The 26,341-nt window shown below is 68.4% G+C and carries 22 protein-coding genes; 11 read left to right on the forward strand and 11 right to left on the reverse strand.

Going from position 1 to position 26,341, the window contains the following annotated elements; translation table 11 throughout:
- Positions 1 to 75: 75 nt before the first annotated feature.
- Entirely contained in the window at positions 76 to 975 is a 900-nt protein-coding gene (locus tag N7I30_RS07275) for an alpha/beta fold hydrolase (RefSeq protein WP_498637772.1), read from the forward strand.
- 255 nt (positions 976 to 1,230) lie between these two features.
- Here N7I30_RS07275 and N7I30_RS07280 read toward each other — a convergent pair whose 3' ends face one another.
- Positions 1,231 to 2,205 carry a tripartite tricarboxylate transporter substrate binding protein gene (locus N7I30_RS07280; RefSeq protein WP_230788349.1) on the reverse strand — a complete coding sequence of 325 codons (975 nt, stop codon included), beginning with the start codon at positions 2,203 to 2,205 and terminating at the stop codon, positions 1,231 to 1,233.
- Positions 2,206 to 2,399: 194 nt separating this feature from the next.
- On the opposite strand from N7I30_RS07280, the gene N7I30_RS07285 reads away from it, so the two are divergent.
- Positions 2,400 to 2,858, forward strand: coding sequence for a tripartite tricarboxylate transporter TctB family protein (locus N7I30_RS07285; RefSeq protein ID WP_498637774.1), 459 nt, complete (start codon positions 2,400 to 2,402; stop codon positions 2,856 to 2,858).
- A gap of 27 nt (positions 2,859 to 2,885) precedes the next feature.
- Entirely contained in the window at positions 2,886 to 4,385 is a 1,500-nt protein-coding gene (locus tag N7I30_RS07290; RefSeq protein WP_498637777.1) for a tripartite tricarboxylate transporter permease, read from the forward strand.
- Between the two features lie 71 nt (positions 4,386 to 4,456).
- On the opposite strand, the gene N7I30_RS07295 is transcribed toward N7I30_RS07290, so the two are convergent.
- Positions 4,457 to 5,824 carry an MmgE/PrpD family protein gene (locus N7I30_RS07295; protein WP_498637778.1) on the reverse strand — a complete coding sequence of 456 codons (1,368 nt, stop codon included), beginning with the start codon at positions 5,822 to 5,824 and terminating at the stop codon, positions 4,457 to 4,459.
- 154 nt (positions 5,825 to 5,978) lie between these two features.
- On the opposite strand from N7I30_RS07295, the gene N7I30_RS07300 reads away from it, so the two are divergent.
- The 3 genes from N7I30_RS07300 to N7I30_RS07310 are packed head-to-tail and all read left to right on the forward strand — an operon-like array spanning position 5,979 to position 10,364.
- Entirely contained in the window at positions 5,979 to 7,031 is a 1,053-nt protein-coding gene (locus tag N7I30_RS07300; protein ID WP_498637780.1) for an isocitrate/isopropylmalate dehydrogenase family protein, read from the forward strand.
- Positions 7,032 to 7,053: 22 nt separating this feature from the next.
- Entirely contained in the window at positions 7,054 to 8,229 is a 1,176-nt protein-coding gene (locus N7I30_RS07305) for an acyl-CoA dehydrogenase family protein (protein ID WP_498637782.1), read from the forward strand.
- Positions 8,226 to 10,364: an acetate--CoA ligase family protein gene (locus N7I30_RS07310; RefSeq protein WP_498637784.1), complete on the forward strand. Its 2,139-nt coding sequence runs from the start codon at positions 8,226 to 8,228 to the stop codon at positions 10,362 to 10,364. The genes N7I30_RS07305 and N7I30_RS07310 overlap by 4 nt, the downstream gene beginning before the upstream one ends.
- 33 nt (positions 10,365 to 10,397) lie before the next feature.
- On the opposite strand, the gene N7I30_RS07315 is transcribed toward N7I30_RS07310, so the two are convergent.
- The 3 genes from N7I30_RS07315 to N7I30_RS07325 form a co-directional block, all read right to left on the reverse strand.
- Positions 10,398 to 11,381 (reverse strand): Ldh family oxidoreductase, encoded by a 984-nt coding sequence (locus tag N7I30_RS07315; protein ID WP_498637786.1) that lies wholly within the window; start codon positions 11,379 to 11,381, stop codon positions 10,398 to 10,400.
- 10 nt (positions 11,382 to 11,391) lie between these two features.
- Positions 11,392 to 13,329, reverse strand: coding sequence for a TRAP transporter permease (locus N7I30_RS07320; protein ID WP_498637790.1), 1,938 nt, complete (start codon positions 13,327 to 13,329; stop codon positions 11,392 to 11,394).
- 78 nt (positions 13,330 to 13,407) lie between these two features.
- Positions 13,408 to 14,358: a TAXI family TRAP transporter solute-binding subunit gene (locus N7I30_RS07325; protein ID WP_277024733.1), complete on the reverse strand. Its 951-nt coding sequence runs from the start codon at positions 14,356 to 14,358 to the stop codon at positions 13,408 to 13,410.
- 115 nt (positions 14,359 to 14,473) lie between these two features.
- Between N7I30_RS07325 and N7I30_RS07330 the strand changes: the two genes are divergently transcribed.
- On the forward strand, positions 14,474 to 15,424 hold the full coding sequence (locus N7I30_RS07330) for an amidohydrolase family protein (protein ID WP_491390292.1): 951 nt from the start codon (positions 14,474 to 14,476) through the stop codon (positions 15,422 to 15,424).
- A 6-nt stretch (positions 15,425 to 15,430) separates the two neighbouring features.
- Positions 15,431 to 16,081 (forward strand): flavin reductase family protein, encoded by a 651-nt coding sequence (locus N7I30_RS07335; protein ID WP_230788325.1) that lies wholly within the window; start codon positions 15,431 to 15,433, stop codon positions 16,079 to 16,081.
- A 27-nt stretch (positions 16,082 to 16,108) separates the two neighbouring features.
- Here the strand turns inward: N7I30_RS07335 and N7I30_RS07340 are convergent, their stop codons facing one another.
- From N7I30_RS07340 to tcuA, 4 genes are all read right to left on the reverse strand, one after another.
- Entirely contained in the window at positions 16,109 to 17,065 is a 957-nt protein-coding gene (locus N7I30_RS07340; RefSeq protein WP_498637793.1) for a hydroxymethylglutaryl-CoA lyase, read from the reverse strand.
- Positions 17,066 to 17,174: 109 nt separating this feature from the next.
- The gene (locus N7I30_RS07345) at positions 17,175 to 17,867 is read right to left on the reverse strand and encodes a GntR family transcriptional regulator (RefSeq protein WP_051141661.1); all 693 of its coding nucleotides are present in this window, start codon (positions 17,865 to 17,867) and stop codon (positions 17,175 to 17,177) included.
- A gap of 135 nt (positions 17,868 to 18,002) precedes the next feature.
- On the reverse strand, positions 18,003 to 19,193 hold the full coding sequence (gene tcuB / locus N7I30_RS07350; protein WP_498637794.1) for a tricarballylate utilization 4Fe-4S protein TcuB: 1,191 nt from the start codon (positions 19,191 to 19,193) through the stop codon (positions 18,003 to 18,005).
- Entirely contained in the window at positions 19,180 to 20,577 is a 1,398-nt protein-coding gene (tcuA, locus tag N7I30_RS07355) for an FAD-dependent tricarballylate dehydrogenase TcuA (protein WP_498637845.1), read from the reverse strand. Before tcuA ends, tcuB begins: the two co-directional genes overlap by 14 nt.
- A 422-nt stretch (positions 20,578 to 20,999) precedes the next feature.
- On the opposite strand from tcuA, the gene N7I30_RS07360 reads away from it, so the two are divergent.
- From N7I30_RS07360 to N7I30_RS07370, 3 genes are all read left to right on the forward strand, one after another.
- Positions 21,000 to 22,130 (forward strand): mandelate racemase/muconate lactonizing enzyme family protein, encoded by a 1,131-nt coding sequence (locus tag N7I30_RS07360; RefSeq protein ID WP_498637796.1) that lies wholly within the window; start codon positions 21,000 to 21,002, stop codon positions 22,128 to 22,130.
- Positions 22,131 to 22,204: 74 nt separating this feature from the next.
- On the forward strand, positions 22,205 to 23,125 hold the full coding sequence (locus tag N7I30_RS07365; protein ID WP_498637798.1) for a dihydrodipicolinate synthase family protein: 921 nt from the start codon (positions 22,205 to 22,207) through the stop codon (positions 23,123 to 23,125).
- Positions 23,125 to 23,985 (forward strand): 3-hydroxyacyl-CoA dehydrogenase family protein, encoded by an 861-nt coding sequence (locus N7I30_RS07370; protein ID WP_498637800.1) that lies wholly within the window; start codon positions 23,125 to 23,127, stop codon positions 23,983 to 23,985. The genes N7I30_RS07365 and N7I30_RS07370 overlap by 1 nt, the downstream gene beginning before the upstream one ends.
- A gap of 10 nt (positions 23,986 to 23,995) precedes the next feature.
- Here the strand turns inward: N7I30_RS07370 and N7I30_RS07375 are convergent, their stop codons facing one another.
- Together N7I30_RS07375 and N7I30_RS07380 are read right to left on the reverse strand one after the other, a co-directional pair.
- A complete protein-coding gene (locus N7I30_RS07375; RefSeq protein WP_188077739.1) occupies positions 23,996 to 24,706 on the reverse strand; it encodes a GntR family transcriptional regulator in 711 nt (236 codons plus the stop codon).
- A gap of 71 nt (positions 24,707 to 24,777) precedes the next feature.
- A complete protein-coding gene (locus tag N7I30_RS07380) occupies positions 24,778 to 26,331 on the reverse strand; it encodes a tripartite tricarboxylate transporter permease (RefSeq protein ID WP_498637803.1) in 1,554 nt (517 codons plus the stop codon).
- Positions 26,332 to 26,341 lie beyond the last annotated feature (10 nt).

The following is a 26,341-nucleotide window of genomic DNA, read 5'->3' on the forward strand; positions in this document are numbered from 1 at the left end:
GTTGCACGGCCTGTCGCCGGACCCGCATGTCTGCCGCGCCACCCGTCGAACCCGCAGTGAAGGACTGACCAGACGATGCAACAGGACCCGCTGGACCACGCGGCTGCGATGCTCGCCGGCCGCCGGCAACAGGACCCGGATGCGGTGATCGCCGCCGTGGAAGCGGCGGGCACGCGGACCGAGACACCTTGCGGCGCCGGCACGATGGCTTGGCGGGTCTTCGGCGACGGGCCGCCGCTGGCGCTGCTGCACGGCGGGCATGGTTCCTGGCTGCACTGGCTGCTGGCGATCCCGGCCCTGGCGCGGCATCACCGGCTCCTGGTGCCGGATCTGCCGGGCTTCGGGGAATCCGCCGGCCTCGACGACTCTCCGGCGGCCGGTACCGCCGCGGCCGAAGCCGTCGCCGCACCGGTGCTGGCCGGGCTGAACAGGATCTGCGGGGAACGGCCGGTTGCTCTCGCCGGCTTCTCCTTCGGCGGCGTCATCGCGGCGACCATGGCGGCGCAGCTCGGCCCCTCGGCCACCGCCCTGGTGATCGTCGGCGCGCCGGGCCTCGGCCTGCTGCCGACCGGGCCCCTGGCCACGCGGTCGGTCCGCAATCACCCGACCGAGGCGTCGCTCATGGCGGCCCATCGGGACAATCTCGCCGCCATGATGATCCACGATGCCGCGCTGATCGACGATCTGGCGGTTCGCATCCAGGCGCTGAACGTCCCGCGGGCGCGCACGCCCAGCCGTCTCGTCTCCCGCAGCACCGCGCTCGGCGATGCCCTCGCCCGCATCGCCTGCCCGCTGACCGCCATCTACGGCGAGCACGACGTCGTCTCCCCGCAACATGGGGAACGCCTCGCGATCCTGCGCGACATGCTGCCCTCCGCGAGTCAGATCGTGCTGCCGGGTGTCGGGCACTGGGCCCCGTACGAAGCGCCGGAGGCCGTCACCACGCTGATCGCGCGCGCGAGCAGTCCCGGCTGACCGCGGCTGTACGCCGGATCGCCTCTTGTAGACTTCTGTATACCGTCGTAGTCTGGAGCCGGGAAACGGTCGCAGACCGGCGTTCAGCCGGCTGGCCATGGGAGGAGTGTACGGTTGCTCGAGGCCGGCAGAGACATGCGCATGACAACGTCCGGCAACGCCGGCGCGTCCGCGCTGCGGGCCCGCCGGCCTTCGCAGTGGTCCGGACCGTTCCCCCGCCGCAGCGAATGCGGCAGGGGTGTTCCTGTTAGAAGCTCACTTGCCCCAGGGCGTGCGCTCCCAGACCTCTTCCATCTTGGTCAGGGTCTCGGCGAGATGCTCCCGGTGCTCCTTCGGCGGAAGGTAGTTCAGCGGCAGGAGTTGCTTGCGTGCCTCCTCCTGGAACTCCGGATCGGCGACCGCCTGGCGCACGGCCTCGGCCAGCGCCGTGGCCGCATCCTCGGGAATGCCCGCCGGCGCAACGAGGCCGCGATCGGAGCCGGCCACGATGTCATAGCCCAGTTCCTTGAAGGTCGGGGCCTCCGGCACTTCGTCCCAGCGCTCGGACGCCATGGTGCCGAGGATCCGCAGCTTGCCTTCCTGGTGATACGGGCCGGCCTCGCCGAGCCCCATGATCGACGCGGCCACATGCCCGCCCAGAAGCGCGGTGCGGCTCGGCGCGGAGCCCGGGAACGGCACATGGGTCACTTCCAGATCGGCCATGCCGAGGAAGCGCAGCAGCGCCGTATGGGTCGAGCCGCCGATGGCGGAATTGCCGATCGGAAGCGAGCCGGGATTCTCGCGGACATAGGTCACGAGATCGTCCAGCGTCTGGAATTCGGAATCCTCGCGCACGACGATGGTGCCGGGATCGGAAACGACATTGCCCAGGGTTTCGAAGCTGTCGAGGTCGTAGCCGGGCGTGCGCTGGATCAGCGGCGTGACGACGGCCGGCACGTTGATCATGCCGATGCTGTAGCCGTCATTCTCCGCGGTCGCGATGGCGGTGAAGCCGATCTCGCCACCGGCGCCCGGCTTGTTCTCGACGACGATGGAGCCGTCGCCCGGCAGATATTTCTCCAGATAGGGAATGAGGGTGCGCGCCATGACGTCGGTGCCGCCGCCGGGCGAGTAGGCCACATACATGGTGACGTTGCGCTCGGGATATTCGGCCGCGGCGCTGCTAGACGCGCCCATGGCCAGCGCCGACACCGCCAGGCCCGCTGCCGCGATTGCCCTGAATATTCGCATGGTTTCCTCCACTGCTTCTGGTCTGAACTTCCCGGCACCGTGCCGAGAATCGCAATAGCGTGGAATAATCCTATGAAGATGTAAACATTGAAATCACGAAAAATGCGTTTTATGGAAGACAATTCGCCAGACCGCGAAGCACACAACGCGCATGCCAGAGAATTCATGCCGGAATCTAATAACGGATACTTAGGATGACTTACATCAAGGACAGAATTGGCGCGGTGGCCCTGCTGCTGCTGGCGGTCAGCGTGTTCGTCGCCTCGGGTTCGCTGCCCTTCAAGTCGATGATCTTCCCGCGAATGATCAGCACCGTCATGGCCCTGTGCGCGGTCCTGATGCTCCTGCGCACGGTGTCGCTGCGGTCCGGCCGGGCCCCCGCGGCGGCCACCGACCCCAAGCTGAACCAGCCCTTCTTCCGCAATTCGCGGAACTTCCTGATCACCTTCGGGGCGTTCATCGCCTACGTCGTGGCCATCAGCACCCTCGGCTATTCCGTGGCGACGGCCATCCTCATCGTCGCCCTCGCCCTCGCTCTCGGCTTCCGGGACTATCGCCTTCTGGCCGCCGCCACGGTGAGCTTCCTGGTGCTGGTCTACGTGGTCTTCATCCTCGTGTTCGAGCGGCCGCTGCCGCACGGCATGTTCTACTGACACCAGCGGCCATTCGGAGTTCCTGACGTGTTCGAACCGCTCCTTCACGCCCTTCCCTATGTCTTCCAGCCAGCGAATCTCTTCGCCATGGTGGCGGGCGTGGTGCTGGGCATCGCCATCGGCGCCCTGCCCGGCCTGTCCGCGACCATGGGCATCGCCGTTCTCATTCCGCTGACCTTCGGGCTCGATCCGCTGGTCGGGCTCGGCATGATGGCCGGCATCTACAACGGCGCCATGTATGGCGGCGCGATCCCGGCCGTGCTGCTGCGCATTCCCGGCACCCCGGCCTCGATCGTCACCACCTTCGACGGCTACCCCATGGCCCAGAAGGGCGAGGCCGGACGCGCCCTGCAGATCGCGGTGGTCTCCTCGGCCATCGGCGGCATGGTCAGCGCCGTCGTCCTGATGACGCTGGCGCCGCCTTTGGCCCGCGTTACCCTGGCCTTCGGCCCGGCGGAGTATTTCTGGGTCGGCATCTTCGGCCTGTCGGCCATCGCCGTCTTCGTCGGCAAGAACCCAATCAAGGGCGTCCTGTCCGCCTGCATCGGCCTCCTGATCGGCTGCATCGGCATCGACACGATCACCGGCGCGCAGCGTTTCACCTTCGGCAACATCAATCTCTATGACGGCTTCAACATCGTCGTGCTGCTGACCGGCCTCTACGCCATCCCCCCGGCCATCGCGATGGCCGAGGAGGCGGTGAAGACGGGCATCAGCCGTGACAAGCTGCGGGTGAAATCCAGCCACGGCATGTTCGACGACTGGCGGCGGCTGTGGAAGACCTGGACGCGCTCGTCGATCATCGGCGTCATCGTCGGCCTGCTGCCGGGCGCCGGCGGCAACATCGCCGCCTTCCTCTCCTACAACGAGGCCAAGCGCGCCTCCAAGACGCCGGATGAGTTCGGCGAGGGCTCGCCCGAAGGCGTCGCCGCCGGCGAATGCGGCAACAATGCCGACAATTCCGCAGCCCTCGTCCCGGCCCTGACCCTCGGCGTGCCGGGCAGTTCGGTCGCCGCCGTCATCCTCGGCGGCCTCCTGATCCACGGCCTGCGGCCCGGCCCGGCGCTGTTCCGCGACTATCCCGACGTCGTCTACGGCTTCATGATCCAGATGTTCGTGACCTCGGCGCTGCTGATGTTCATCGGCGGCATCATCGGCACGCGTGTGTTCATCCATGTGCTGCGCCTGCCGCGGGTGCTGCTGGTGCCGCTCATCGCCGGCCTGACGGCCGTCGGCGTCTACTCGATCAACAATTCCATGTTCGATCTCTACATGATGCTGGGCTTCGGCCTTCTGGGCTACGCCATGGAGCGGCTGGACTTCCCGCTTGCCCCGGCGGTGCTCGGCCTGATCCTCGGGCCCATGGCGGAGGAGAACATGCGGCTGGCCCTGCTCATCTCGCAGAACGACTGGCTGGTCTTCATCACCCGGCCGATCTCGGTCACCATCGCGGTGCTGACGCTGCTGGTCCTGGCCTTCCCGATCATCCGCGACATGCTCGCCAGGCGCCGAACGGCGCCTGCCTGACGCCGGCACGCCGGACATGAAAAAGGCCGGACCCGCGAGGGTCCGGCCTTTTTCGTTGTATCGGAAAGTGGTCAGGCCACGCTGGCGCGCGCCGGCTTCGCCTGAAGACCCGGCAGGTCGAGGGAGCTCCGCTTTTCCAGCCCCCAGAGCGCCGCCAGCAGCGCCTCGGCTTCGGCATCCGCCAGCACGGAGCCGGCCAGCTCGGTGAACTTGTCGGACAGTTCCGCGTCGCTCAGCGGCATGTCCGGATCGCCCTTGCGGGTCGGCTGCAGGAAGCTGAAGCGCTCGCCATTCGTCATGGCGATCGTCACCCGCGCCGCGCGCTGGCCGGGAAAGCGGGAATCGATGTCCTCGTCGAGCTCCAGCGTGATCTTCGGCAGGAGATCGCGCACCGCCGGGTCCGCCATGCGCTCGGGCTCGAAGGCTGCGAGGCGCACCGAGCCGTGGACCAGCGCATGTGCGACGACGTAATGGAGGCTGAACCGGCAATTGACCGGCGTCTGCGGGTCGGGCCGGTTGCAGATGTCGACGCTCGGCCGGTAGGTGCCGACATGGATGCTGTCGATGTCCGCCGCGTCGATGCCGTGCTGCTGCTTCAGCACCAGCGCCCCGTCGATGGCTGCGAAGGTATGGCCGCAGCAGCCGTGGTTCTTGAAGGTCATGACCTCGATATTATAGGCGCTGCCGAGCCCGGCGGTTGCCTTCGACCAGTCGGCCCGCCCGCTCATCGCGGCCCCCATGCCGACCGGCCCGTCGAGGACGTCGAGCGCCCCGGTGACGCCCTTGCCGGCCGCCATCGCGCTGGTCACGCCGGCTTCCGCGGCATGGCCGGCATGGATCGGCTTGCTCATCGCGTCGGACCGGAAGGCCTGCTGCAGCCCCGCCGCCATCGTCGCGGCGGTCGCCAGCGCATGGGCCGTCTCGTCCTCGTCGAGGCCGAGGATCAGCGCCGCGGCGGCCGATGCGCCGAAGGTCGAGATCGTCGCGGTCGCGTGCCAGAACTTGTAATGCTCGCGGGTCATCGCAAGGCCGATGCGCGTCGACACCTCGAAGCCGGCGATCACGCCGCGCAGGAAGGTTTCGCCGTCGCAGCCCGTGGTCTGGGCGCAGGCGAGCGCCGCCGCGATGGTCGCGCAGCCGGGATGAACGGCCGAGTCGCGGTGGATGTCGTCGAACTCGGCGGTGTGGGCAGCCGTGCCGTTGAGAAAGGCGGCCGTGCGGGTCAGCGCCGACGCACCGCCCGGCAGCACGACGGCGCGGCCATGGCCGATCTCCTCGGCGAGCGCGGCGCGCAGCATCGGCCCGGGGTCCTGCGCGGTCCCCGGCATGGTCGCCGCGAACCAGTCGATGACCGCGCGCTTGGCGTGGTGGATCGTCTTGTCCGACAGCTGCGAGCTGCGCTCGCGCGCGACATAGGCCCCGATCTCTTTCAGAAGCACGGCTGGTTTCCTCCCATTCTGGTCCGGTGATGGCGTTGGAGGCGACCCGTATGCCGCAAGGCTTGCCGCCCGCCTTCATTCCGTGCGAATGAACCCCAAACCAATTGTCCGGTCAACCGAACATTTGCCGGACAACAGCATGGGGAGGCATGTCATGGCGATCGATCTGGCGGTTCTGAGGGGTGACGGCATCGGCCCGGAGATCGCCGAGGCGACCCTCGCCGTGCTCGCAGCGGCGGACCGGCGTTTCGGGCTCGACCTCTCCTTCAGCGAGATCCCGGTCGGGCTGGCGGCCTTCGCGGCGGAGGGCACGACCTTTTCCGATGCCAGCGAAGCGCGGATCCGCGCCGCCGACGGCGTCATCCTCGCGCCGCTCGCCACCTACGAATATGCCGAGGGGCAACCCAACCCCTCGGCCCGCATTCGCCGCGGGCTCGACCTCTACGCCAATATCCGGCCCAGCGTGTCGCGCCTGCCGGGCGCCGCCCGGCGGATGGACCTGGTGATCTACCGGGAAAACACCGAAGGCTTCTACGCCGACCGCTCGATGTTCGCCGGCAGCGGCGAGTTCATGCCGAGCCCCGACATGGCACTGGCCGTGCGCAAGATCACCCGAAGCGCCTGCGAGCGGATCGCCCGGGCCGCCTTCGAGGCCGCCCTGCATCGTCGCCGCAAGGTGACCGCGGTCCACAAGGCCAATGTGCTGCGCCAGACGGACGGCCTGTTCCTGGAGGCCGTGCGCCATGTGGCCGGAGACTATCCGACTGTGTCGCTCGAAGAGGTGATTGTCGACGCGATGGCGGCGCATCTGGTGCGCGATGCCTCCGTCTACGATGTCGTCGTCACCACCAACATGTACGGCGACATTCTCTCCGACGAGGCCGGCGAACTGGCCGGCGGGCTGGGTCTCGCCCCGGCGCTGAATGTCGGTGCCGACCACGCCGTGGCCCAGGCCGTCCACGGCTCGGCGCCCGACATCGCCGGCCGGGGTATCGCCAATCCGGTGGCGCTCATCCTCTCGGCCGCTCTCCTCCTCGAATGGCTCGGCGCGCGGCGGGGCGAGCCGCTCCTCACCGATGCCGCAAGGGCGATCGAGGCGGCGGTGACCGCCGCCCTTGCCGATCCGGCCACCCATACGCCCGATCTCGGCGGCGACGGAACGACGGCCGGTTTCGCCGACGCGGTCGTTCGCGCCCTGTCGCGCTGAGACCCCGCTGAAAGGACGATCCATGGACAGCCTCTACACGCCGGAGCAGATCATGTTCCGCGACGCGGTCGCGAAATTCGCCCGGGCCGAACTGGCCGAGGGCCGGGTCGCCCGCGCCAATGCCGATGGTCTCGATCCGGCCACGACCCAGAAGCTCGTCGACATGGGGCTGATGGGCATCATGATGGACGAGGCCGATGGCGGCCAGGGCGGCACGCTGATGGACGCGGTCATCGCCATCCGCGAGATCGCGCAGGTCTGCCCCCGCTCCGCCGATGTCGTGCAGGCCGGCAATTTCGGCGCGATCCGTACCCTGTCGGAATTCGCCACCGCCGAGCAGCGGGCACGCTGGCTGCCGGGCCTGCTGGCCGGCCGGACGGTGATCTCGGTCGGCATGAGCGAACCGGAGGCCGGTTCCGCCGTGACCGAACTGGCAACCACCGCCACGCCCGACGGCGAGGGCTACCGCCTGAACGGGACCAAGGTCTTCGGCACCCATTCGGGCTCCGCCGACCTGATCCTCTGCTACTGCCGCTTTGGGCCTGGCGTCTCCGGCATCGGCTCGGTCATTCTCGAGCGCGGCATGGAGGGCTTCAGCGTCGGCCAGCCGGTCCGCTACATGAACGGCGAGAGTTGGAGCCAGCTCTATTTCGACAATCTCTACGTGCCGCCCGAAAACGTCCTGCTCGGCCCCGGCGGCTTCAAGAAGCAGATCTCCGGCTTCAATGTCGAGCGCCTGGGCAATGCCTCGCGGGCCGTCGCCGTCGGCCGCCTCGCCTTCGAGGTCGCCCGTGACCACGCGCTGGAGCGACGCCAGTTCGGCCGCCGTCTCGCCGAGTTCCAGGGCATCCAGTGGAAGTTCGCCGACATGGCGGTGAAGCTCGATGCGGCCGAGCTTCTGCTGGCCCGGGCCGTGATCAATGCCGGTGACGGCCTGCCCTCCGCCATGGAGACCGCGATGGCCAAGCTCGCCTGCAACGAGGCCGGCCATTTCGCCGCGAACGAGGCGCTGCAGGTGATGGGCGCGCTGGGCTTCGGCGAGGACCATATCGTCCAGTACTGCCTGCGCCGCACCCGCGGCTGGATGATCGCCGGCGGCAGTACCGAGATCCTGAAGAACCGCATCGCCGAGGAGATCTTCGGCGAGAAGTTCTCGCAACGCCCGCCCCGGACGGCACCGTCGGACGCCCGGCCATGACCGGCAGCGCACGCGGCCCGGCCTTCGTCGATGCCCTCCTGCGCCCGCGCAGCGTCGCCATCATCGGCGCCTCCGACACCGCCGGCCGACTGACCGCAAGGCCGCAGGCGTTTCTCGCCCGCCACGGCTATGACGGCACGGTCTATCCGGTCAATCCGCGCCGCGACACCGTGCAGGGGGCACGGGCCTGGCCCAGCCTCGCCGCCCTGCCGCAGGTGCCGGACCACGCCTACATCCTGCTCGATACGGAGCGGGCGATCGGCGCCGTTGCCGATTGCGCCGCCGCAGGCGTCAAGGTCGCCACCGTCCTGGCCGACGGCTTTGCCGAATCCGGCGGCGAGGGCATCGCCCGGCAGGCCCGGCTCGTCGCGGCCGCGCGCGAGGCCGGCGTCGCGCTGATCGGGCCGAACTCCACCGGCGTCGTCGGGTCGGCCGCGGGCTTTTCCGCCACCACCAACGCCGCCTTCGCCATCGACGCCCTGCCCCAGGGGCGCACCGCGGTGCTGTCGCAATCGGGTTCGGTGATCGGCGCCATCCTGTCGCGCGGCGCCGCCACGGGGCGCGGCTTCGGCGCTTTCGTGTCCGTCGGCAACGAGGCGATGCTGGGCGTCGGCGAACTCGGCGAGGCGCTGGTCGAGGATGAGGCCTTCGACTCCTTCGCGCTGTTCGTCGAGACCCTGCGCCGGCCCGAACGGGTCGCCGCCTTTGCGGCGCACGCCCGCGCCCTCGGCAAGCCGATCACCGCCTTCCTCGTCGGCCGTTCGGAAGCCGGCCGGACGCTGGCCCAGTCCCATACCGGCGCAATGATCGGCGGGCCGCGGGCCCTGGCGAGCTTCCTCGCCCATCACGGCATCGTCGTCGCCGACAGTTTCGAGGGCATGATCGAGACCGCCGGCGCCCTGTCCCTGCGCACCCGCCTCGCGTCGCGCCCGAAGCGCGCCACCGTGCTGACGACGACGGGCGGCGGCGGCGGCATGGTCTATGACGGCATCGCCCTCAAGGGCTCGGCGCTGGCCGGCCTCTCGCCACAGGCCAATGCCGCCCTTCGCGCCGAGGGGATCGCCATCAAGCCCGGGCCGATCGTCGACGTCACCTTCGCCGGGGCCCGCTACGAGACGATGAAGGCCGTCGTCGCGGCCCTGGCGAGCGATCCGGAGACCGGCCTGATCGTCGCCGCCATCGGCTCCTCGGCCCAGTTCAATCCCGAGATCGCCGTCCGGCCCATCGTCGACACGGTCGCCGAGCTTGGACCGGAGGCCGCACCGGTGATCGCCATGCCGGTCCCGCACGCGCCCGAAAGCCTGGCGCTGTTCAACGATGGCGGCGTGCCCGCCTTCCGGACGGTGGAGAGCTGCGCCCAGGCCGTTGCGGCGCTTCTGGCCGATCCCGCGCCGCCGCCGCCGAGCCCCGCCCGCCTGCCCGACGCCGTCACGGAGCGGCTCACGGCGCTGCCCGAAGGGCTGGCCGACGAGATCGCTGCGGCAGACATCTTCGCGGCGCTCGGCATTGCCGGACCGCAAAGCCTGCATGTGGGGGCCGATGAGCCTCTGCCCGACCTGCCCTTTGCCGGGCCCTATGTCCTGAAAGCGGTCTCGGCCGACTTGCCCCACAAATCGGAGGCGGGCGCCGTTCGGCTGAACCTTGCCGGTTGCAGCGACGTCGCCGCCGCCCTCACCGACATGCGCGCCCATCTTGCCCGGCAGGTGCCGGAGGCCCGGATCGGCGGTTACATGGTGGCGCAGATGGCGCGCGGCCTGGGAGAAGCCATTCTCGGCTTTACCCGCGACCCGGTCACCGGCCCGATGGTCAGCGTCGGGCTCGGCGGCGTGATGACGGAAATCTTCGCCGACCTCGCCGTCAGCCCGGCCCCGGTCTCGCGTGACGGCGCGCGCGCCATGATCGCATCGGTGAAGAGTTTTGCACTGCTGCGGGGCTATCGCGGGGCGCCGGAAGGCGATCTCGACGCCCTTGCCGACGGTCTCGTCGCCCTGTCGCAGCTCGCCGCGGAGCCGCGCGTGATCGAGGCCGAGATCAATCCCGTGCTGGTCCGCGAACATGCGCGCGGCATCCTCGCCCTCGACGCGGTCATCCGCATGGGCCCCGGCCGCGACCCGGCGCTGGACACCCGCGACTGAGGGGTGCCCCTTCAGCCACGCGTGTCCCGTCCGTCACAGAAGCGCGTCGATCTCCGCCAGTACCTTGGCCGGGATGGACAGCCCGCTCTCGCGGTTCGCGGCGCTGCGCCGCTCCTCGATCTCGCCGGGCAGAAGCACTTCGCCCGGCTCGCCCGATGCCCGGATCATGCCGGTGATCGCCGCAAGCCGCGCGTCGGGCTCTCCCAGATGGTCGGTACGGGCGGCGATCAGCGTGAAGCAGGTTCCGGCCGTACGGGAGAAATCGCTGGATTCGCCGAGCTCGGTCGCGGCCGAGCCGCCGGCGAAGAAACCGGTCAGCAATTCGATCATCAGCGCCAGACCGTATCCCTTCGGTCCACCGATCGGGGCGAGCGTCCCGGCCAGCGCGGCATGGGCGTCGGTCGTCGGCCGGCCGTCGGCATCGAGGGCGAGCCCTTCGGCGATCGGCTCGTCCTCGGCGGCGGCCCGGCGGATCTTGCCGCGCGCCACCACGGTCGTCGCCATGTCCAGCGTGACCGGCGGCTCGGCGCCCGGCACCGCGATCGACACCGGGTTGGTACCCAGCACCGGTCGCTTGCCCCCGATCGCCGCCATGGCCGGCGGCGCGTTGGAGACCACGATCGCCGCGCAGCCCTCCCGCGCCAGCCGCTGGGTATAGGCCGAGGCGAGGCCGAAATGGTTGGAGCCCCGCACCGAGATCCAGGCGACACCGTGCGCCGCCGACCGCTCGACCGCCAGCTCCACGGCCCGCATGGCGGCCGTTGGTCCGTAGCCATTGTTGCCGTCGAGGATCACCAGACCGCCGGCGTCGCTGACGATCGTCGCTTCGGCGGCCGGATCGATCAGGCCTTTCCTCGCCCGCGCCACGTAATTGGGCAGGCGGGCCACGCCATGGGACGCGACCCCGCGCAGATCGGCTTCCACCAGCACATCGGCGACCGTCTCGGCGATCTTGCGCGGAGCGCCGTTCGCCGCGATCGCCCGGGTGGCGAGGGCGCGCAGTTCGTCTGCAGTCATGTCGTTCGTCTCATGCAGGCTTGGGGTTGGTCGGGCGCAGCAGATAGAGCGGCGCGAGGATCACCGGGATCGCTAAAAGATCGGTCCACAGGCCGGGCATCATCATCAGCACCGACCCCGCCCCGACGACGACGCGCCGCCACGGGGCGAGCGGTCCGCCCCACCAGCCGGTGGTGGCGATGGACAGCGCATAGACGCCGACGAAGGCCGAGGTGATCGCGACCACGATGTCGCCCGTCGTGCCGATCAAGAGGATTTCCGGGCCATAGACGAAGACGAAGGGCACGACGATCTTGGCGAGCCCCATCAGGAATGCCTCGACGGAGGTTTCCAGCGGTTTCGACTTGGCAATGGCCGCCGCCGCATAGGCCGCCAGCGCCACGGGCGGCGTGATCGCCGAGACGAGGCCGTAGTAGAAGATGAAGAGATGCGCGGCGATCAGCGGCACGCCCATCTGGGTCAGCGCCGGCGCGACGAGCACCGCCAAAAGCAGATAGACGCCCACCGTCGGCAGTCCCATGCCCAGCACGATCGAGGCGACTGCGGTCAGGCAGAGCGCGATGAAGAGCGAGCCGCCGCTGGCATCGACGATGAGGCCGGAAAGCTTCAGTCCGAGCCCGGTGAGGGTCAACATGCCGATGACGATGCCGGCGCAGGCGCAGGCCGTCGCCACAGGCAGCAGCCCCGCCACCGCGGCCCGGCAGGTCGCCATCAGCCGCGCCGGGGTCGGCCGCGACGATCTGGCGAACATCGCCAGCACCAGCGCCGCCACGATGGCGTAGAAGCCGGCGCGATAGGGCGTGTAGCCGTCGAGCAGGAAGTAGAGGAGGATCGGGATCGGCAGGAGCATGTAGCCCCGCGTCAGGAGAAGATGCCGGAAATTCGGCAAGTCCGAGGCAGCGACCGCCTTCACGTCGTATCGGGCTGCATGGAGCTGCACCGCCGCGAACACCGCGCCGAAATACAATAGCGCCGGGAACAGCGCGTGGCTGATGATCTCGACATAGGGAATGCCCGTGAAGGAGACCATCAGGAAGGCCGCCGCGCCCATGATCGGCGGCATGATCTGCCCGCCCGACGAGGCGGCCGCCTCGATCGCCGCCGCCGTCTGCGGCTTGTACCCGGTGCGGATCATCAGCGGGATGGTGAAGGTGCCGGTGCTGGCGACGTTGGCGACGGCGCTGCCGTTGATCGAGCCGAACAGCGCCGAGGAAATCACGGCGACATAGGCCGGCCCGCCCTTCTTGCGGCCGGTCAGCGCATGGCCGAAGCCGATGAAGACGTCGCCCATGCCGGTGGTCTGCAACAGCGCGCCGAACAGGACGAAGACGGCGATATAGGTCGCCGAGGCGCCGACCGGGGTGCCGAGGACGCCTTCGGTGGTCAGGTAGAGATGCGAAACGATGCGGTCGATGCCGTAGCCGGTATGGCCGATCGGCGGCGGCAGGAGGTTGCCGAAGGCGGCATAGGCCAGCGCGACGAGAGCGATGATGACCAGCGGCCAGCCGATGACCATGCGGGTGGCGATCAGCACCACAGAAATCAGGATCGCGCCGAGCCAGATCTGCTGCTCGGTGACGATGCCCGCCGTCTCGATGATCTCGCGATAGTCGAGGCAGACATAGAGCGCCGGCAGGGCTGTCACCAGCGCCAGGACGATCAGCGCGGTGCGCAGCCAGCGACCGCTCACCGCCGCCGTCGACAGGAACAGGATCGCGGCGATGCCGCAGACATGGACGACGCGCTGCTGCAGCGCGGTGAAGGGCCCGTAATAGGCGGTGTAGAGGTGGAACAGCGTGAAGGCGACGACGCCGATGCCGACGATCAGCCGCAGCATCCAGTGCCCGTTGCCGCCGATCGCGGCACCGGCGGCCAGGGCCGGGTCCTCTGCGGGCAGGAGGTCGCGCTCAAGCAGCACGCCGGCGGCGGGAGTTGACTTGTCGGACATCGCAACATCGCTGGCTGGAGCAGGATGGGCGCGACCGGCCCGGCCGGTCGCGCCCCGCTGATCGGTCGAAACCGTGGCTCAGTCGAGCGCGCCGATTTCGCGATAGTAGCGCTGGGCTCCCGGCGCCAGATCGATCGGCGTCTTCACCGCCGATTCCGGCGTGATCTGGTTGGCCGCCGGATGGATCGCCTGCAGTTCGCCGATATTCTCGAACAGCGCCTTGGTCATGGAATAGACCAGTTCCTCGTCGGTCTTCTCGTTGACGAAGAGGATGTTCCAGATGTCCATCGTCGGGATGTCCGCGGTCTGGCCTTCATAGGTCCCGGCCGGAATCACGCCCTCGATGTAATAGGGATATTTCTCGTGCGTGGCGGCAATGGCCGCCTCGTCCAGCGGCAGGATCTTGATCTCGGCCGCGGTGGCCAGATCGATCACCGTCGGCGTCGGGAAGCCGGCCAGCACGACGGACGCGTCGAGATTGCGGTCCTTGAGGGCCTCGGTCGCCTCGGTGAAGTCGAGATATTCGCGCTGCACGTCGATGCCGGCCCCCTCGAACACCGCGTCAGCCATCACCCGGGTGGAGCCGCCCGGAGGGCCGACCGCGACGCGCTTTCCTTCCAGATCGGCGATGCTCTCCATGCCGGAATCGGTCCGCACGATGATCTGGATGGTGCTCGGATAGAGCGCGGCGACCGCCTGCAGCGGCCAGGACTGCCGGAACGGCTCCTCCCCGTTCCGGGCGAAGAACACCGTGTTGGCGTTGCCGATCCCCAGCGTCATCTCGCCGGCGCCGACGCGGCGCGAATTCTCGATCGAGGCGCCGGTCACTTCCGCCGCCGCCGACACGCCATCGATGGTCTTGGAGAAGATGTCGGCCATGCCGCCGCCGAGCGGATAATACACCCCGCCCGTGGAGCCGGTTCCGATGGTGATGCGCTCCTGCGCGACGGCGGTGATCGGCGTGGCGGCAACGGCGACGATGCCGAGCGCGCCGATCAGACGCGTGAGCGTTCCTGTCGTGAATGCCATGCTTACCTCCCAGTATAATGGCGACAATTCCGATGCGGCGGCGTCGTCTTGCGCGCAACAGGATGCAAATGTATACCAGCGCTCAGGACAACTTCAACGAAAATCGCGACCGCCCATGGCTTCCGCCAGCTCCAACGCCCCCACCGTTCCGCCACGGCTGGTCCACGGCAAGCCTCTCTGCGCGCCGCCGCTGAGCAGCGACCGGCGGCCCCGCGCCACGATCCCGGCGGGGGCCTGGGACAGCCACTGCCATCTCTTCGGCGCCCATGATCGCTATCTGCCGGCCGACACCGCAACCCACATGGCGCCCGAAGCGACCCTTGCGGACTATCGCGGCCTGCTCGACCGGCTCGGCCTCGCCAAAGGCGTCTTCGTCACCTCCACCGTCTACGGCACCGACAACCGCCTTCTGATCGAAGCGCTTGCGGAAGCCAATGGCAACGCCGCCGCCGATGGCTGGCTGCGCGGCATCGCGGTCATCGACTCCACCATTTCGGATGCCGAACTGGAGGCGATGCACCGGGCCGGCGTGCGCGGTTTCCGGATCAATCTCATGCAGCAGACCGGCGGCCCGCATTTTCGCGGCGGCGTCGGCCAGGAACACCTCTTCCCCCTTGCCGAGCGGGTGAAGCAGTTCGGCTGGCACGCCCAGCTCTGGGTGGATTCGGCCCTTTTGCCAGAATTGCGGAGCGAGCTGCGGCGCCTGCCGATCCCCTTCGTGATCGACCATTTCGGACGCACCCAGGCTTCCCGCAGCGCCGACGATCCGGGCTTTGTTCTCCTGTGCGACATGCTGGCGGCGGGCGAGGCCTATGCCAAGATCTCCGGCGCCTACCGGATCTCCAACCATGCGCCCGACTATCCGGACGTCGCCCCAATGGCCGCCCGCATCATCGCCGCCGCGCCCGACCGGCTGGTCTGGGGCACCGACTGGCCGCATCCCAACCATGCCGGCATCATGCCCGACGACGCCGACCTTCTCGAAGTCCTCGCCGGCTGGTGCGAGGGCGACGCGGCGGCGCTGCGGGCTATCCTCGTCGACACCCCTTCCCTCCTCTACGCCTGAGATGACATGACCGACGCCACCACGCGTTTCGACCTTGCCGAGCTGACCCCGCGCGAGCGTTACAAGCTCCTGTCGAGCGCCATCGTGCCGCGCCCGATCGCGCTGGTCGTGACGCGCTCGCCCCAGGGCCATCACAACGCCGCGCCTTATTCCTTCTTCAACGTCCTGTCGGAAGACCCGGCCATCGTCGCCCTCGGCCTGCAGGTGAATGCGGCCGGTGAGCACAAGGACACGGCCAACAACATCGCGCGGGAAAAGGAGTTCGTCATCAACCTCGTCGACGACGCCCTGGCCGACCGGATGAACATCTGTGCCGTCGACCTGCCGCCGGAGGAAAGCGAGATCGACGCGGCGGGCCTGACCATCGCCGCTTCGTCCATGGTCGGGCCGGGTCGGATCGTGGAAAGCCCGATCGCGCTCGAATGCCGCGAGGTGCAGACGCTGAAATTCTCGCCCCGCCGCAACATCGTTCTGGGCGAGGTGCTCTGCGTCCATGTGCGCGAAGGCCTCGTCGATCCGCAGACGCTGAATGTCGACATCGACAATTACGAGCCGCTCGGCCGCCTGTTCGCCAGCCTCTATTCGCGCCAGAGCACGCGGTTTTCCATGCCGCGCATGTCGCTGGAGGAATGGCGCGACCGGGCCGGAACGGACTGACCGCCCGCCCCGGACGCACTTGATGCCTCAGGCGGCGCGGCGATAGGCGTTGAGGCGACCGGCCTTCATCACGCTGCCGGGCAGCGCATGGCCCACGACCTGTTCGGCAAGCCGCGCCGCTTCCGACAGGGCTTCCAGATCGACACCGGTCTCGATGCCCATCTCCTCGCAGAGAAACGCCAGATCCTCGCTGCAGACATTGCCGGCCGCGGCCTTGTGCCCGGCGAACGGACAACCGCCGAGACCGGCCACCGAGGCATCGAAGGTGTCGACGCCCATTTGCAGACCGGCAAAGGCGTTGGCGATGCCCATGCCGCGCGTGTCGTGCAGATGCAGCGCGACCTTCAGATCCGGCCAGCGCTCGCGCACCGCGCCGACGACCCGCTGCACCGCGGCAGGCGTAGCCCAGGCCATGGTGTCGGCCAGCGAATAGGTCTTGATCGTGACGCCGCATTCCGCGGCGATCTCGAAGGTCTCGGCCATCACCGCGAGGACGCGCGCGACCGGCACCTCGCCCTCGAAATTGCAGCCGAAGGCCGCCATCATCGAGGCCCGCTCGACGGTCAGCCCCGCCTCCAGATAGCGCCCCACCATGCGCGTCTGGACCCGGCGGTTCTCCGCGAAATCCCGGTTCTGGTTGCGCAGCATGAAGCTTTCCGACGCGACCATCGAGATCGAGCCCTTGAGGTCGAGCTGGCCGCGATGGGCGAGCGCGCGGTCGAAGCCCTTCTCGTTCAGCCACAGCGCGGTGTAGGCGGTGCCCGGCGCGCGGGTGATGCCGGCGACCACGGCGTCGGCATCCGCCATGCCCGGCACCCGGGCCGGATTGACGAAGGACGCCACCTGGATCTGCGGCAGCCGCGCCTGCGACAGCGCATCGATCAGCGCGATCTTGTCGGCCGTCGCGATCGGTCCCTTCTCGAACTGGAAGCCCTCGCGCGGTCCTTCCTCGTTGATCCTCACGCGTTTCGGATAGTCGGCCATGCTGCTCTCCCTGGTGTTGAACGGGCGTCGCGCCGAACGGCCCCAAGCCCACGCCGGCGCGAGCGTCCGACGCCATACCGGCCGTGGGGCGCCACGGCGCCGGTCGGGGTCAGTCGTCGGTGATGCCCGGCTCGTCCTCGTCGCTGGAGCGCGACAGATATTCCTGGCGCATGAGCTTGAGGCGGCTGCGCTGGGCGTTGCGGATATGGATCTGCGCCGCCTCGTTCGCCGTCTTGGGATCGCGCCCCTTGATGGCGGCGAGAATGGCGAGATGCTCGTTATGGGCGCTCTCGTCCCGCCCGGGCAGGCGCAGCGTCGTGCCGCCGAGCAGCGCCATGGAGTCCCGCAGGCCGATCAGCGACCGCTTGAGAAAGCGATTATGGGCCGCATGGTAGATCGCCGAATGGATCAGCCGGTTGAGGTCGGCCATGGATTTCGACTGGCCGAAATGGTCGACCTCCGAGGCGATCAGCTCCTCCAGTTCCTCGATCTCGGCGACCGAGGCGTGACGGGCGGCAAAGCCGGCCGCCGCGCCCTCCAGAACCTCGCGAATGTCATAGAGCTCGATGGTCTCCTGGTGATCGAGCTTGGAGACCACGGCGCCGAATCGCGGGGTGAAGGAGATCAGTCCTTCCGCCTCGAGCCGGCGGATCGCCTCGCGGGCCGGCGTGCGGCTGAGGCCGAGACGCTCGGCGATCTCCAGTTCCCTGACCCGCGATCCGGGCGGCATCTCGCCGGCCTGGATGGCGGCTTTCAACTGCTGGTAAGCGGTCTCGCCGCGCGAGACATCCGATTTGCTCATGTCTGTCCATATCCGGTTGGAAACGGCACCCATTTCGAAATGCCGGGCGTGCGACCGGAACCATAGCACAGGCCCACCCGTCGGCGCCGCCCCCGCAGGCTCGCGATCACGACGCTAAACCGGACCGGACCGTCCTCAGGCCTGCGATTGGCCGGCCACAGGCAGCAACGTGCGCTTGCGATCGCCAGCCGGCGGCGCGTTCACCGCGACGTCGCCATGGGCCAGCCGCTGTTCATGGGCATGGCGCACGAGAGCCGTGAAGCGGTAGATGCCGTGGACGAACTTGCCATAGGGAAATGTCAGGAACAGCGCGAAGACGACGCCGAGATGGACGGCGAGCAGGATGCCCATGGCCGGCGTGGCGCGGAACACGAGCAGCGCCAGGCCGGTGACGCTGGTCAGGAGCAGCATCCACAGGAAGGCCGCGCCCATGCCGGTGCGGTCGTCGCGGCGGATGGCGACGTCGCGGCGCTCGCGCTGGCGGAACAGTCCGATCGGCCCGATGACAAGGCCGATCCCGCCGAGAACCCCGAGGATCACGGTCGGATGCCAGACCGGATAGGGCGCTTCCCAGCCGAAATAGTGAAACAGCGTGCCCGAGGAGGTCGAGGCGAAGCAGAGCAGGAAGCCATAATAGGTGAAATGGTGGTAGAGGCGCCGGCGATCGTTGGGCCGCTCGCTCTCGTCCATGCAGCCCATGCCGCCGCCGTCGAGATAGCGCAGCCGGCTGGTGTCCTTGACCGCCTGCCACAGCGACGACAGGCGCAGGTCCTGGACCGGGCCGCTGGCCCGCCAGAAGGACCGCACGCCCATCCCCAGCGCCACCATGGCGTAGAGGAAGACGCCGCCGAAGATGGCGACCATCGTGTTGTGGGGCATCAGCCGGTAGAAGGCGCCCTCGCCGGTATGGACGCCGAACAGCACCGAGGCGTCCTGCCAGGCGGCAAAACCGATCAGGAAGGCGGCGACCGATCCCGCCGCGGCCAGGGCCACCCAGAGGCCGTTGCGCTGAAAGACGCCGGAGAAGACCGGCGGCCAGGCATAGCGGGCATAGGTTTCGTCGCGCAATTCCGCCATGGCGACCGGCACGTTGATGGCGAATTCGTGCGGCGGGGCGTACTGGCAATCGTAGTAGCAGGCCCCGCAATTGTGGCAGAGATTGGCGAGGAAATCGACGTCGCCGCCGGCGAAGTCACGGCGCAGTTCCATGGCCGGAAACACCGCGCACAGGCCCTCGCAATAGCGGCAGGCATTGCACACGCTCATCTGGCGCGCGGCTTCCTCCTGCGAGGCCGAGGCGAGGGACGCCAGATCAATTCCGGACATAGCGAGCCGCTCCTTCTCCCGCCAGCCGCCCGAAGACGCTGCCGATGGTCATTCCGATTCCGGCCAGATAGCCCTCGCCCAGGACGTTGCCGGCCATGATCTCGCCGGCCGCGAACATGTTCGGCGACACCGTGCCGTCCGCCATGACCATGCGGGCCTCGCGGTTCACCTTGACCCCGAGATAGGTGAAGGTGATGCCCGGCCGCAGCGTGTAGGCGTAGAAGGGCGGCTGATCGATGGTGCGGGCCCAGTGCGATTTCGGCGGCTCCAGCCCCACGGTCCGGCAGTCGTCATGGATGGTGTGGTCGAAATGGCCGGGCTGGCAGGCGGCATTGAAACGGTCGATCGTCGCACGCGTCCTGGCGGGATCGAGTCCCATCTTGGTCGCGAGCTCCTCCAGCGTATCGGCCCGCTCGGGCGGAAACACCGAGGGCATGAAGGAGCGGATCGACTTCTCGTCGATGATCACATAGCCGATCTGATCGGGCTGGGCGGCGACCAGCCGGCCCCAGATCGCGTAGCGTTTCGGCCAGAAATCCTCGCCCTCGTCGTAGAAGCGCTCGGCATTGGCGTTGAGGACGACGCCGAAGGGGACGCAGTCGAGCCGGGTGACGATGCCGCCGTCGAATTTCGGCGCCCGCCCGTCGATGGCCACCGCGTGGCCCTGGGTCGGATCGCCGACCTGCTCGACGCCGCGATCGAGCAGCATGCGCAGGACCTCGCCGCGATTGTAGGGCGTGCCGCGGATAAGGAAGTTCTTGGCACCCGGGCCCCAGGCCTCGGTCAGCCATTCGATGTTGGATTCGAAGCCGCCCGAGGCGGCGACGAAGGAGCGCGCCGCAACCTCTTCCATGCGCCCCTCGACCTCGAGCGTGGCGCCGACGAAGAAGCCGTTGTCGATCTCCATGTCGACAAGACGCGTGTCGTAGCGGATCTGGACGCCGAGATCCTCGGCCGTGCGATAAAGGGCGTTCAGCATCGAGCGACCGCCGCCGAGGAAGAAGGCGTTGGTACGCCCGAGCGACAGGGTGCCGCCCAGCGAGGGCTGGAACCGCACCCCCTGCTCCCACATGAAGTCCCACAATTCCTTGGACCGTTCCAGGGTCAGGAGGGCGAGTTCCTCGTCGGTCCGGCCCTTGGTCACCCGCATCAGGTCGTCGAGATACTCCTCAACCGGATAGGGACCGGTCAGGGTGCCGTTCGCCGCATCGTGGGCAACGCGCATGTTGCGCGTGTGCCGGGTGTTGCCGCCGCGATAGGATTTCGGCGCCCGCTCCACGACCATGACCCTAGCGCCCGTACAGGCCGCCGAGATGGCGGCGCAGAGGGCGGCGTTGCCGCCTCCCGCAACGAGTACGTCGAGTTGGTCTCCCTCGCCTGCCATCGTCGACATCGGTCCCTTCGGATGAATTCAGATCGGGCGTCGGCCCGGCCCGACTTATGTCAAAGTATCCACCGGGATACAAGCGTGCGAAACCGCATCGGACGTAACGCCGCACGCCGACATCGGGCAGGCGGAGCGCGCGCAGGAAGCCGTTCCCAGAGGTTCGGTAGCGACGATGGAAGTGCAGCGGGGATTAAGCGGGGCGGGGCGAGGCGGCGCCGGGCCCGACGACGGTCAGTTGTGCAGTATCGCCATACGGAACGACTCTGCCGAGCTGTTCCCGGGCTGCGGTCCGACTGGGCGAAGGAGCGGCGATACCCTCGCACGCTCCAGCGACGCGATTCAAAGCTCCGATTGTCAACAATCTATTTGACAATTTGCCATGGGCGTTTATGCAAGGGGTGACCAAACGGGAGATGACCATGGCAAGACCGTCGACGATCCGGACCGTCGAGGCGCGGACGATCCGGGTTCCGCTGGATTCTCCGACCTCCTTCTCGACCCGGCAGGTGCATCACCGCGACTATGCCGTCACCCGCGTCACCACCGACGACGGCGTCCGTGGCATCGGCTTCTGCTATGGCGGCAGCGATGCCGGCAGTCTCGTCACCCAGGGCGTGCGCGAGCTTTTCGCGCCGCTCCTGATCGGCGAGGACGCCACCCGCGTCGAAGGCCTGTGGGACAAGATGTATGCGTCGGGCCTGCTGCAGGGCCGCGCCGGATCGCTGATGCGCTCGCTGTCGATCCTCGACATTGCGCTATGGGACCGCAACGCCCGCGCCGTCGCCATGCCGCTGCACCGCTATCTCGGCGGCTATCACGACGAGAGCGTGCCGGCCTATGCCTCCGGCGGCTATTATCTCGACGGCAAGTCGCCCGAGGCTCTGGGCGAGGAACTCGCCGGCTATGTCGCGCTGGGCTTTCAGGCGGTGAAGATGAAGGTCGGACGGCTCGACCCCGCCGGCGAGGAGGCCCGCATCCGGGCCGCCCGCGAGGCGATCGGCCCCGACGTTCTCCTAATGCTCGACGCCAACAATGCGTGGAGCGACCTGCCGACCTGCCTGCGCTTCATGGATCGCTACGAGCCCTATGATCCCTACTGGATCGAGGAGCCGTTCTCGCCGGACGACATCGCCAACCATGCGCGCCTCGCCCAGAACACCCGTGTCCCGGTCGCCACCGGCGAGATCGAGGCCGGCCGCTGGCGGTTCAAGGAACTGCTCGACCAGGATGCCGCCGCGATCTTGCAGACCGACGCGGCCGTGTGCGGCGGCATCAGCGAATATCGCCGCATCGGCGCGACCGCGGCGAGCTACGGCGTCAAACTGTGCCCGCACTGGTTCCACGATCTGCATGTCCATCTCGTCGGCTCGGCCGCCAACGGCCAGTTCGTCGAATATTTCCCGGACGATCAGGTGCTGAATTTCCGCCGGCTGATCGATCGCCAGCTCGAGACGAAGGGCGGACGGCTCATCCTGCCGACCGAGCCCGGCCTCGGTTTCGATTTCGACGACAAGGCGCTCGACGCCTTCGCCCTCGACGACTGGGCTTAAGCAGCCGTTTTCGCGAGGGGGCGACGACGGGGGTGACCGCGGCGCCGACGCCGCATCTTGAGGGGGAGACGACCATGCCGGCCGATGCGATGAGGGGCGTTCTGTCGCCCGTGGTGACACCGTTCGACGCGGAGCTGCGCCCGGACAAGGCGGCCTGGCTTGCCCATTGCCGCTGGCTCCTGTCGCAGGAATGCGGCCTGGCGATCTTCGGCACCAACAGCGAGGCCAACTCGCTGGCCGTCGCCGAGCGCCGGGCGCTTTTGGACGCTGCCTTCGAGGCCGGTCTCGATCCGGCCCGCATGATGCCCGGCACGGCGTCCTCGGCATTTCCAGAGACGGTGGAACTGACCAAGGCCGCCGTCGACGGCGGGGCCGCCGGCGTCCTGATGCTGCCGCCCTTCTACTACAAGAACGTCTCCGACGACGGCCTCTTCGCCTATTACAGCGAGGTGATCCAGCGCGTCGGCGATGCCCGGTTGCGGGTCTATCTCTACCATATCCCGCCGGTCGCCCAGGTCCCGATCTCGCTGCCGCTGATCGAGCGGCTGCTGAAGGCCTATCCGGGCACGGTCGCCGGCATCAAGGATTCCTCCGGCGACTGGGAGAACACCCGGGCGATGATCGCGGGCTTCGACGATTTCGCCGTCTTCGCAGGCTCGGAGGCCTTCCTTCTGGACACGATGCGGGCCGGCGGCGCCGGCTGCATCAGCGCCACGGCCAACATCAATCCGGCCGCCATTCACGACGTCTACGCCAATGGGCAGGCCGCCGATGCCGACCAGCGCCAGGCGGCGATCACCGACTTCCGCAAGGCCGTCGCCGCCTACCCGATGATCCCGGCGCTGAAGGCGACGATTGGCCTGGCCACCGGCGAGCGCGGCTGGGAGCGCGTGCGCCCGCCGCTGACCCCGCTGGGCGAGGCCGATCTGGCGTCGCTGTCGCAGATGCTGGACGGTCGCGGCTTTGCCATGCCGGGCCGCCGGGACATCGCCTGATGAGCGGTGTCGCCATTGTCGGCGCCGGCACGATGGGCCGGGCGATCGCCGCGGGCTTTGCCCGCTCGGGGAAGCGAACCCTTCTCGTCTCCCGCGATCCGGCCGGTGCCGGTCCCGCCCCGGCGGGCGTCGATCTCGTCGGCGCCCTGCCCGACGAACCGCCGGCCATGGTCGTGGAGGCGATCCCAGAGGATCTGGCGCTGAAGACCGCCTTCTTCCGCTCGGTCGAGGTGCGCTACGGGCCGGATTCGGCCCCCCTGATGGCGTCCAACACCTCCGGCCTGCCGCTGCAGGACATCGCCGACCGGCTCGCCCGGCCCGATCTGTTTCTCGGCATTCACTGGTTCCATCCCGCCGACGAGCTGCCGATGGTGGAAAGCGTGCGCGTCGCCCAGACGGCGCCGGCGACGGTCGACACCGCGCTCGCGCTGCTGCGCGCGGCCGGCTGGGACAGCATCGTCGTGCCGCGGCCGGTTCCCGGCGCGGTCGTCAATCGCCTGCAGCATGCGATCCTGCACGAGGCCTATCATCTCATGGCCGAGGGACTGGCGAGCGTCGAGGACATCGACCGGGCGGCGCGCTGGCTGCTGGGGCCCCGCATGTGCATCGCCGGGCTTCTGAAACAGAAGGATCTCGCCGGCCTCACCGGCCATATCCTGGCCCAGCGCAGCATCGTGCCGGACCTCTGCCATGATGCCGAACCCAATGAAGCGGTCCAGGCGATGCTGGAGCGCGGCGAGACCGGCGCGCTGGCCGGCCGCGGCTTCTACGACTGGGACGGGCGCGACGCCAGGGCGGAGATCGCCGCGGCCGCCGCGCGGCTGCGCCGCCTGATCGCCCATCTGGACGAGCCGGCGTAGAACGCCGCGCTCAGGTGAAGCGGGTGCGGAACATCTCGATGTAATGGTTCTTCGCCGGTGCGAGATGTGCCCGGCACAGCGCGATCAGCTCGGCGCGGTTCTGCGAACGGATCGCCGCGATCATCTCCCGATGCGCGTTGGCGGCCCAAAGCAGATAGCCCCTGTCGTTGACGAAGATCGAGCGATAGGCATGCGACTTCTGGGCGAAGCTGTTGATCGCCTCGATCAGCGCCGCATTGCCGCAATGGGCGAACAGCGCCTGGTGGAATTCGATGTTGGAGCGGAACACGCCGCGCCGGTCTTCCGCCTCGATCGCCGCGGAGTGCCGGTCCTGGATCGCCTCGAGCTCGGCAATCGCCGCGTCGGACATCGGCAGTTCGATCAGCGATGCCGCATGGGATTCCAGGAGCTCGCGTACCGCGTTGATGTCCTCGACCTCGGCCTCGCTGTAGAGCCGCACGACCGCGCCGCGATTGCGGACCCGGTTGACCAGCCCGAGCCGCTCCAGCTCGATCAGTGCCTGGCGCACCACGTGGCGCTTGGCCTGGAACCGGCTGGAGATGTCCTCCTCGATCAGCCGTTCGCGGGGATGCAGGCGCCCGAAGACAATGTCTTCCTCCAGCTGCCCGGCGATCTCCAGCGACGCCTCCTCGCCGCTCTGGCGGCCCGTGGCCGTCGCATAGGTTTCGTCAGCATCGCCGGGTGCGGCCGTTCTGGACATGGATTGGCAACTCCTGCGATCGAACGGCCCCGCATAGCGGCGCCGGAAGGTTTGCTCAACTGACGATGGTGTCAGTCGCGGCTCCCCGCAATGTCCCCCTCCACCGAGGAAACGGTCCTGGCCGCCGCCGGCTTGCGGAACAGCCGGGCCAGCGATCCGAAGAAGGGTGTTGCCTGCAGGATCGACAGGAAGGCCACGGCCAGCAGGGTCGCCGAAATCGGGTTCTGCAAGAAGATCATCCAGTCGTTGCGCCCGATCAGCATCGATTGCTGCAGCGTCGTGTCGAGGATCGGTCCGAGGATCAGTCCGATCACCAGCGGTGGCGTCGGGATGCGGAACTGGTCAAAGACGAAGCCGACCATGCCGAAGGCGATCATCAGCCCGACGTCGAACACCGAATTGTTGATGGCGAAGGAGCCGATCACCGACAGGACGACGATGATCGGGCCGACGACGCGGTTGGGGATCCGGGTCACGGTGATGCAGGCGCGGGTGAACAGGAGGCCGACGACGAACAGCGCGATATTGGCGAACATCACCGCCCAGAGCAGCGTGTAAGTGACGTCGCCATGCTCGGTCATCAGCGACGGTCCGGGCAGGATGCCATGCACCATCAACCCGCCCAGAAGCACCGCCGTGGAGGACGAGCCGGGAATGCCGAGCGAGATGGTCGGGATCAGCGCGCCGCCGACGACCGCGTTGTTGGCCGCTTCCGGCGCCACGACGCCAGCCGGATAGCCGGTGCCGAACTCCGCCTTGTCCCGGGAGAACCGCTTGGCCTCGTTATAGGCGAACCAGGAGGCGGTATCGCCGCCGGTCCCCGGGATGAGGCCGACGAAGACGCCGATGAAGCCCGAACGAATGCTGTTGGGCAGCATCTTGAGGAACTCCGCGCCGGTCGGCAGCATTCGGTCCCGCACGCTGGAGACGCGCTCGTCCTGGTTGGAATTGCCCTGCACGATCAGCCGGATCGCCTGGGGAATGGAGAACAGGCCGATCAGCGCGACGGTGAAGTTGACGCCGCCGAACAGGTCCAGCACCCCGAAGGTGAAACGCGGGGTGCCGGTCGTCGGGTCCATGCCGACGGTGGCGATCAGAAGCCCGATCGCGCCGGACATCAGGCCGAGGATCGCCGATCCCTGGGACAGCGAGCCGATGATGGTGATGCCGAGGACGGCGACCGCGAAGATCTCCACCGGGCCGAAATTGAGCACCACCCGGCCGAGCAGCGGCGCGACGGTGAGAAGCACGATCGAGGAGATGACGCCGCCGATCAACGATGCCGTCAGCGACAGGCCCAGCGCCTTGCCGGCAAGCCCCTTCTGCGCCATCGGATAACCGTCGAGGACGGTGGCCGCCGCCGCCGGCGTGCCCGGCGTGCGCAAGAGGATCGCCGCAACGGAGCCGCCATACATCGCCGCCAGATACAGCGAGGCGAGCATGGCCAGCCCGGTTTCGGGCCGCATCGAATAGGTCAGCGGCAACAAGAGCGCGATGGCCATCGTCGCAGAGAGGCCGGGCATCGCGCCGACGAACATGCCGATGAGGGCACCGGCGAAGATCGCCAGGAGATTGATCGGGTCGACCACATTGGCCAGGCCGATCCAGAGGAAGGATTCAGGCATGACGGGTCTC

It is taken from the genome of Aurantimonas litoralis, from assembly GCF_026153195.1.
Lineage (GTDB): Bacteria > Pseudomonadota > Alphaproteobacteria > Rhizobiales > Rhizobiaceae > Aurantimonas > Aurantimonas coralicida.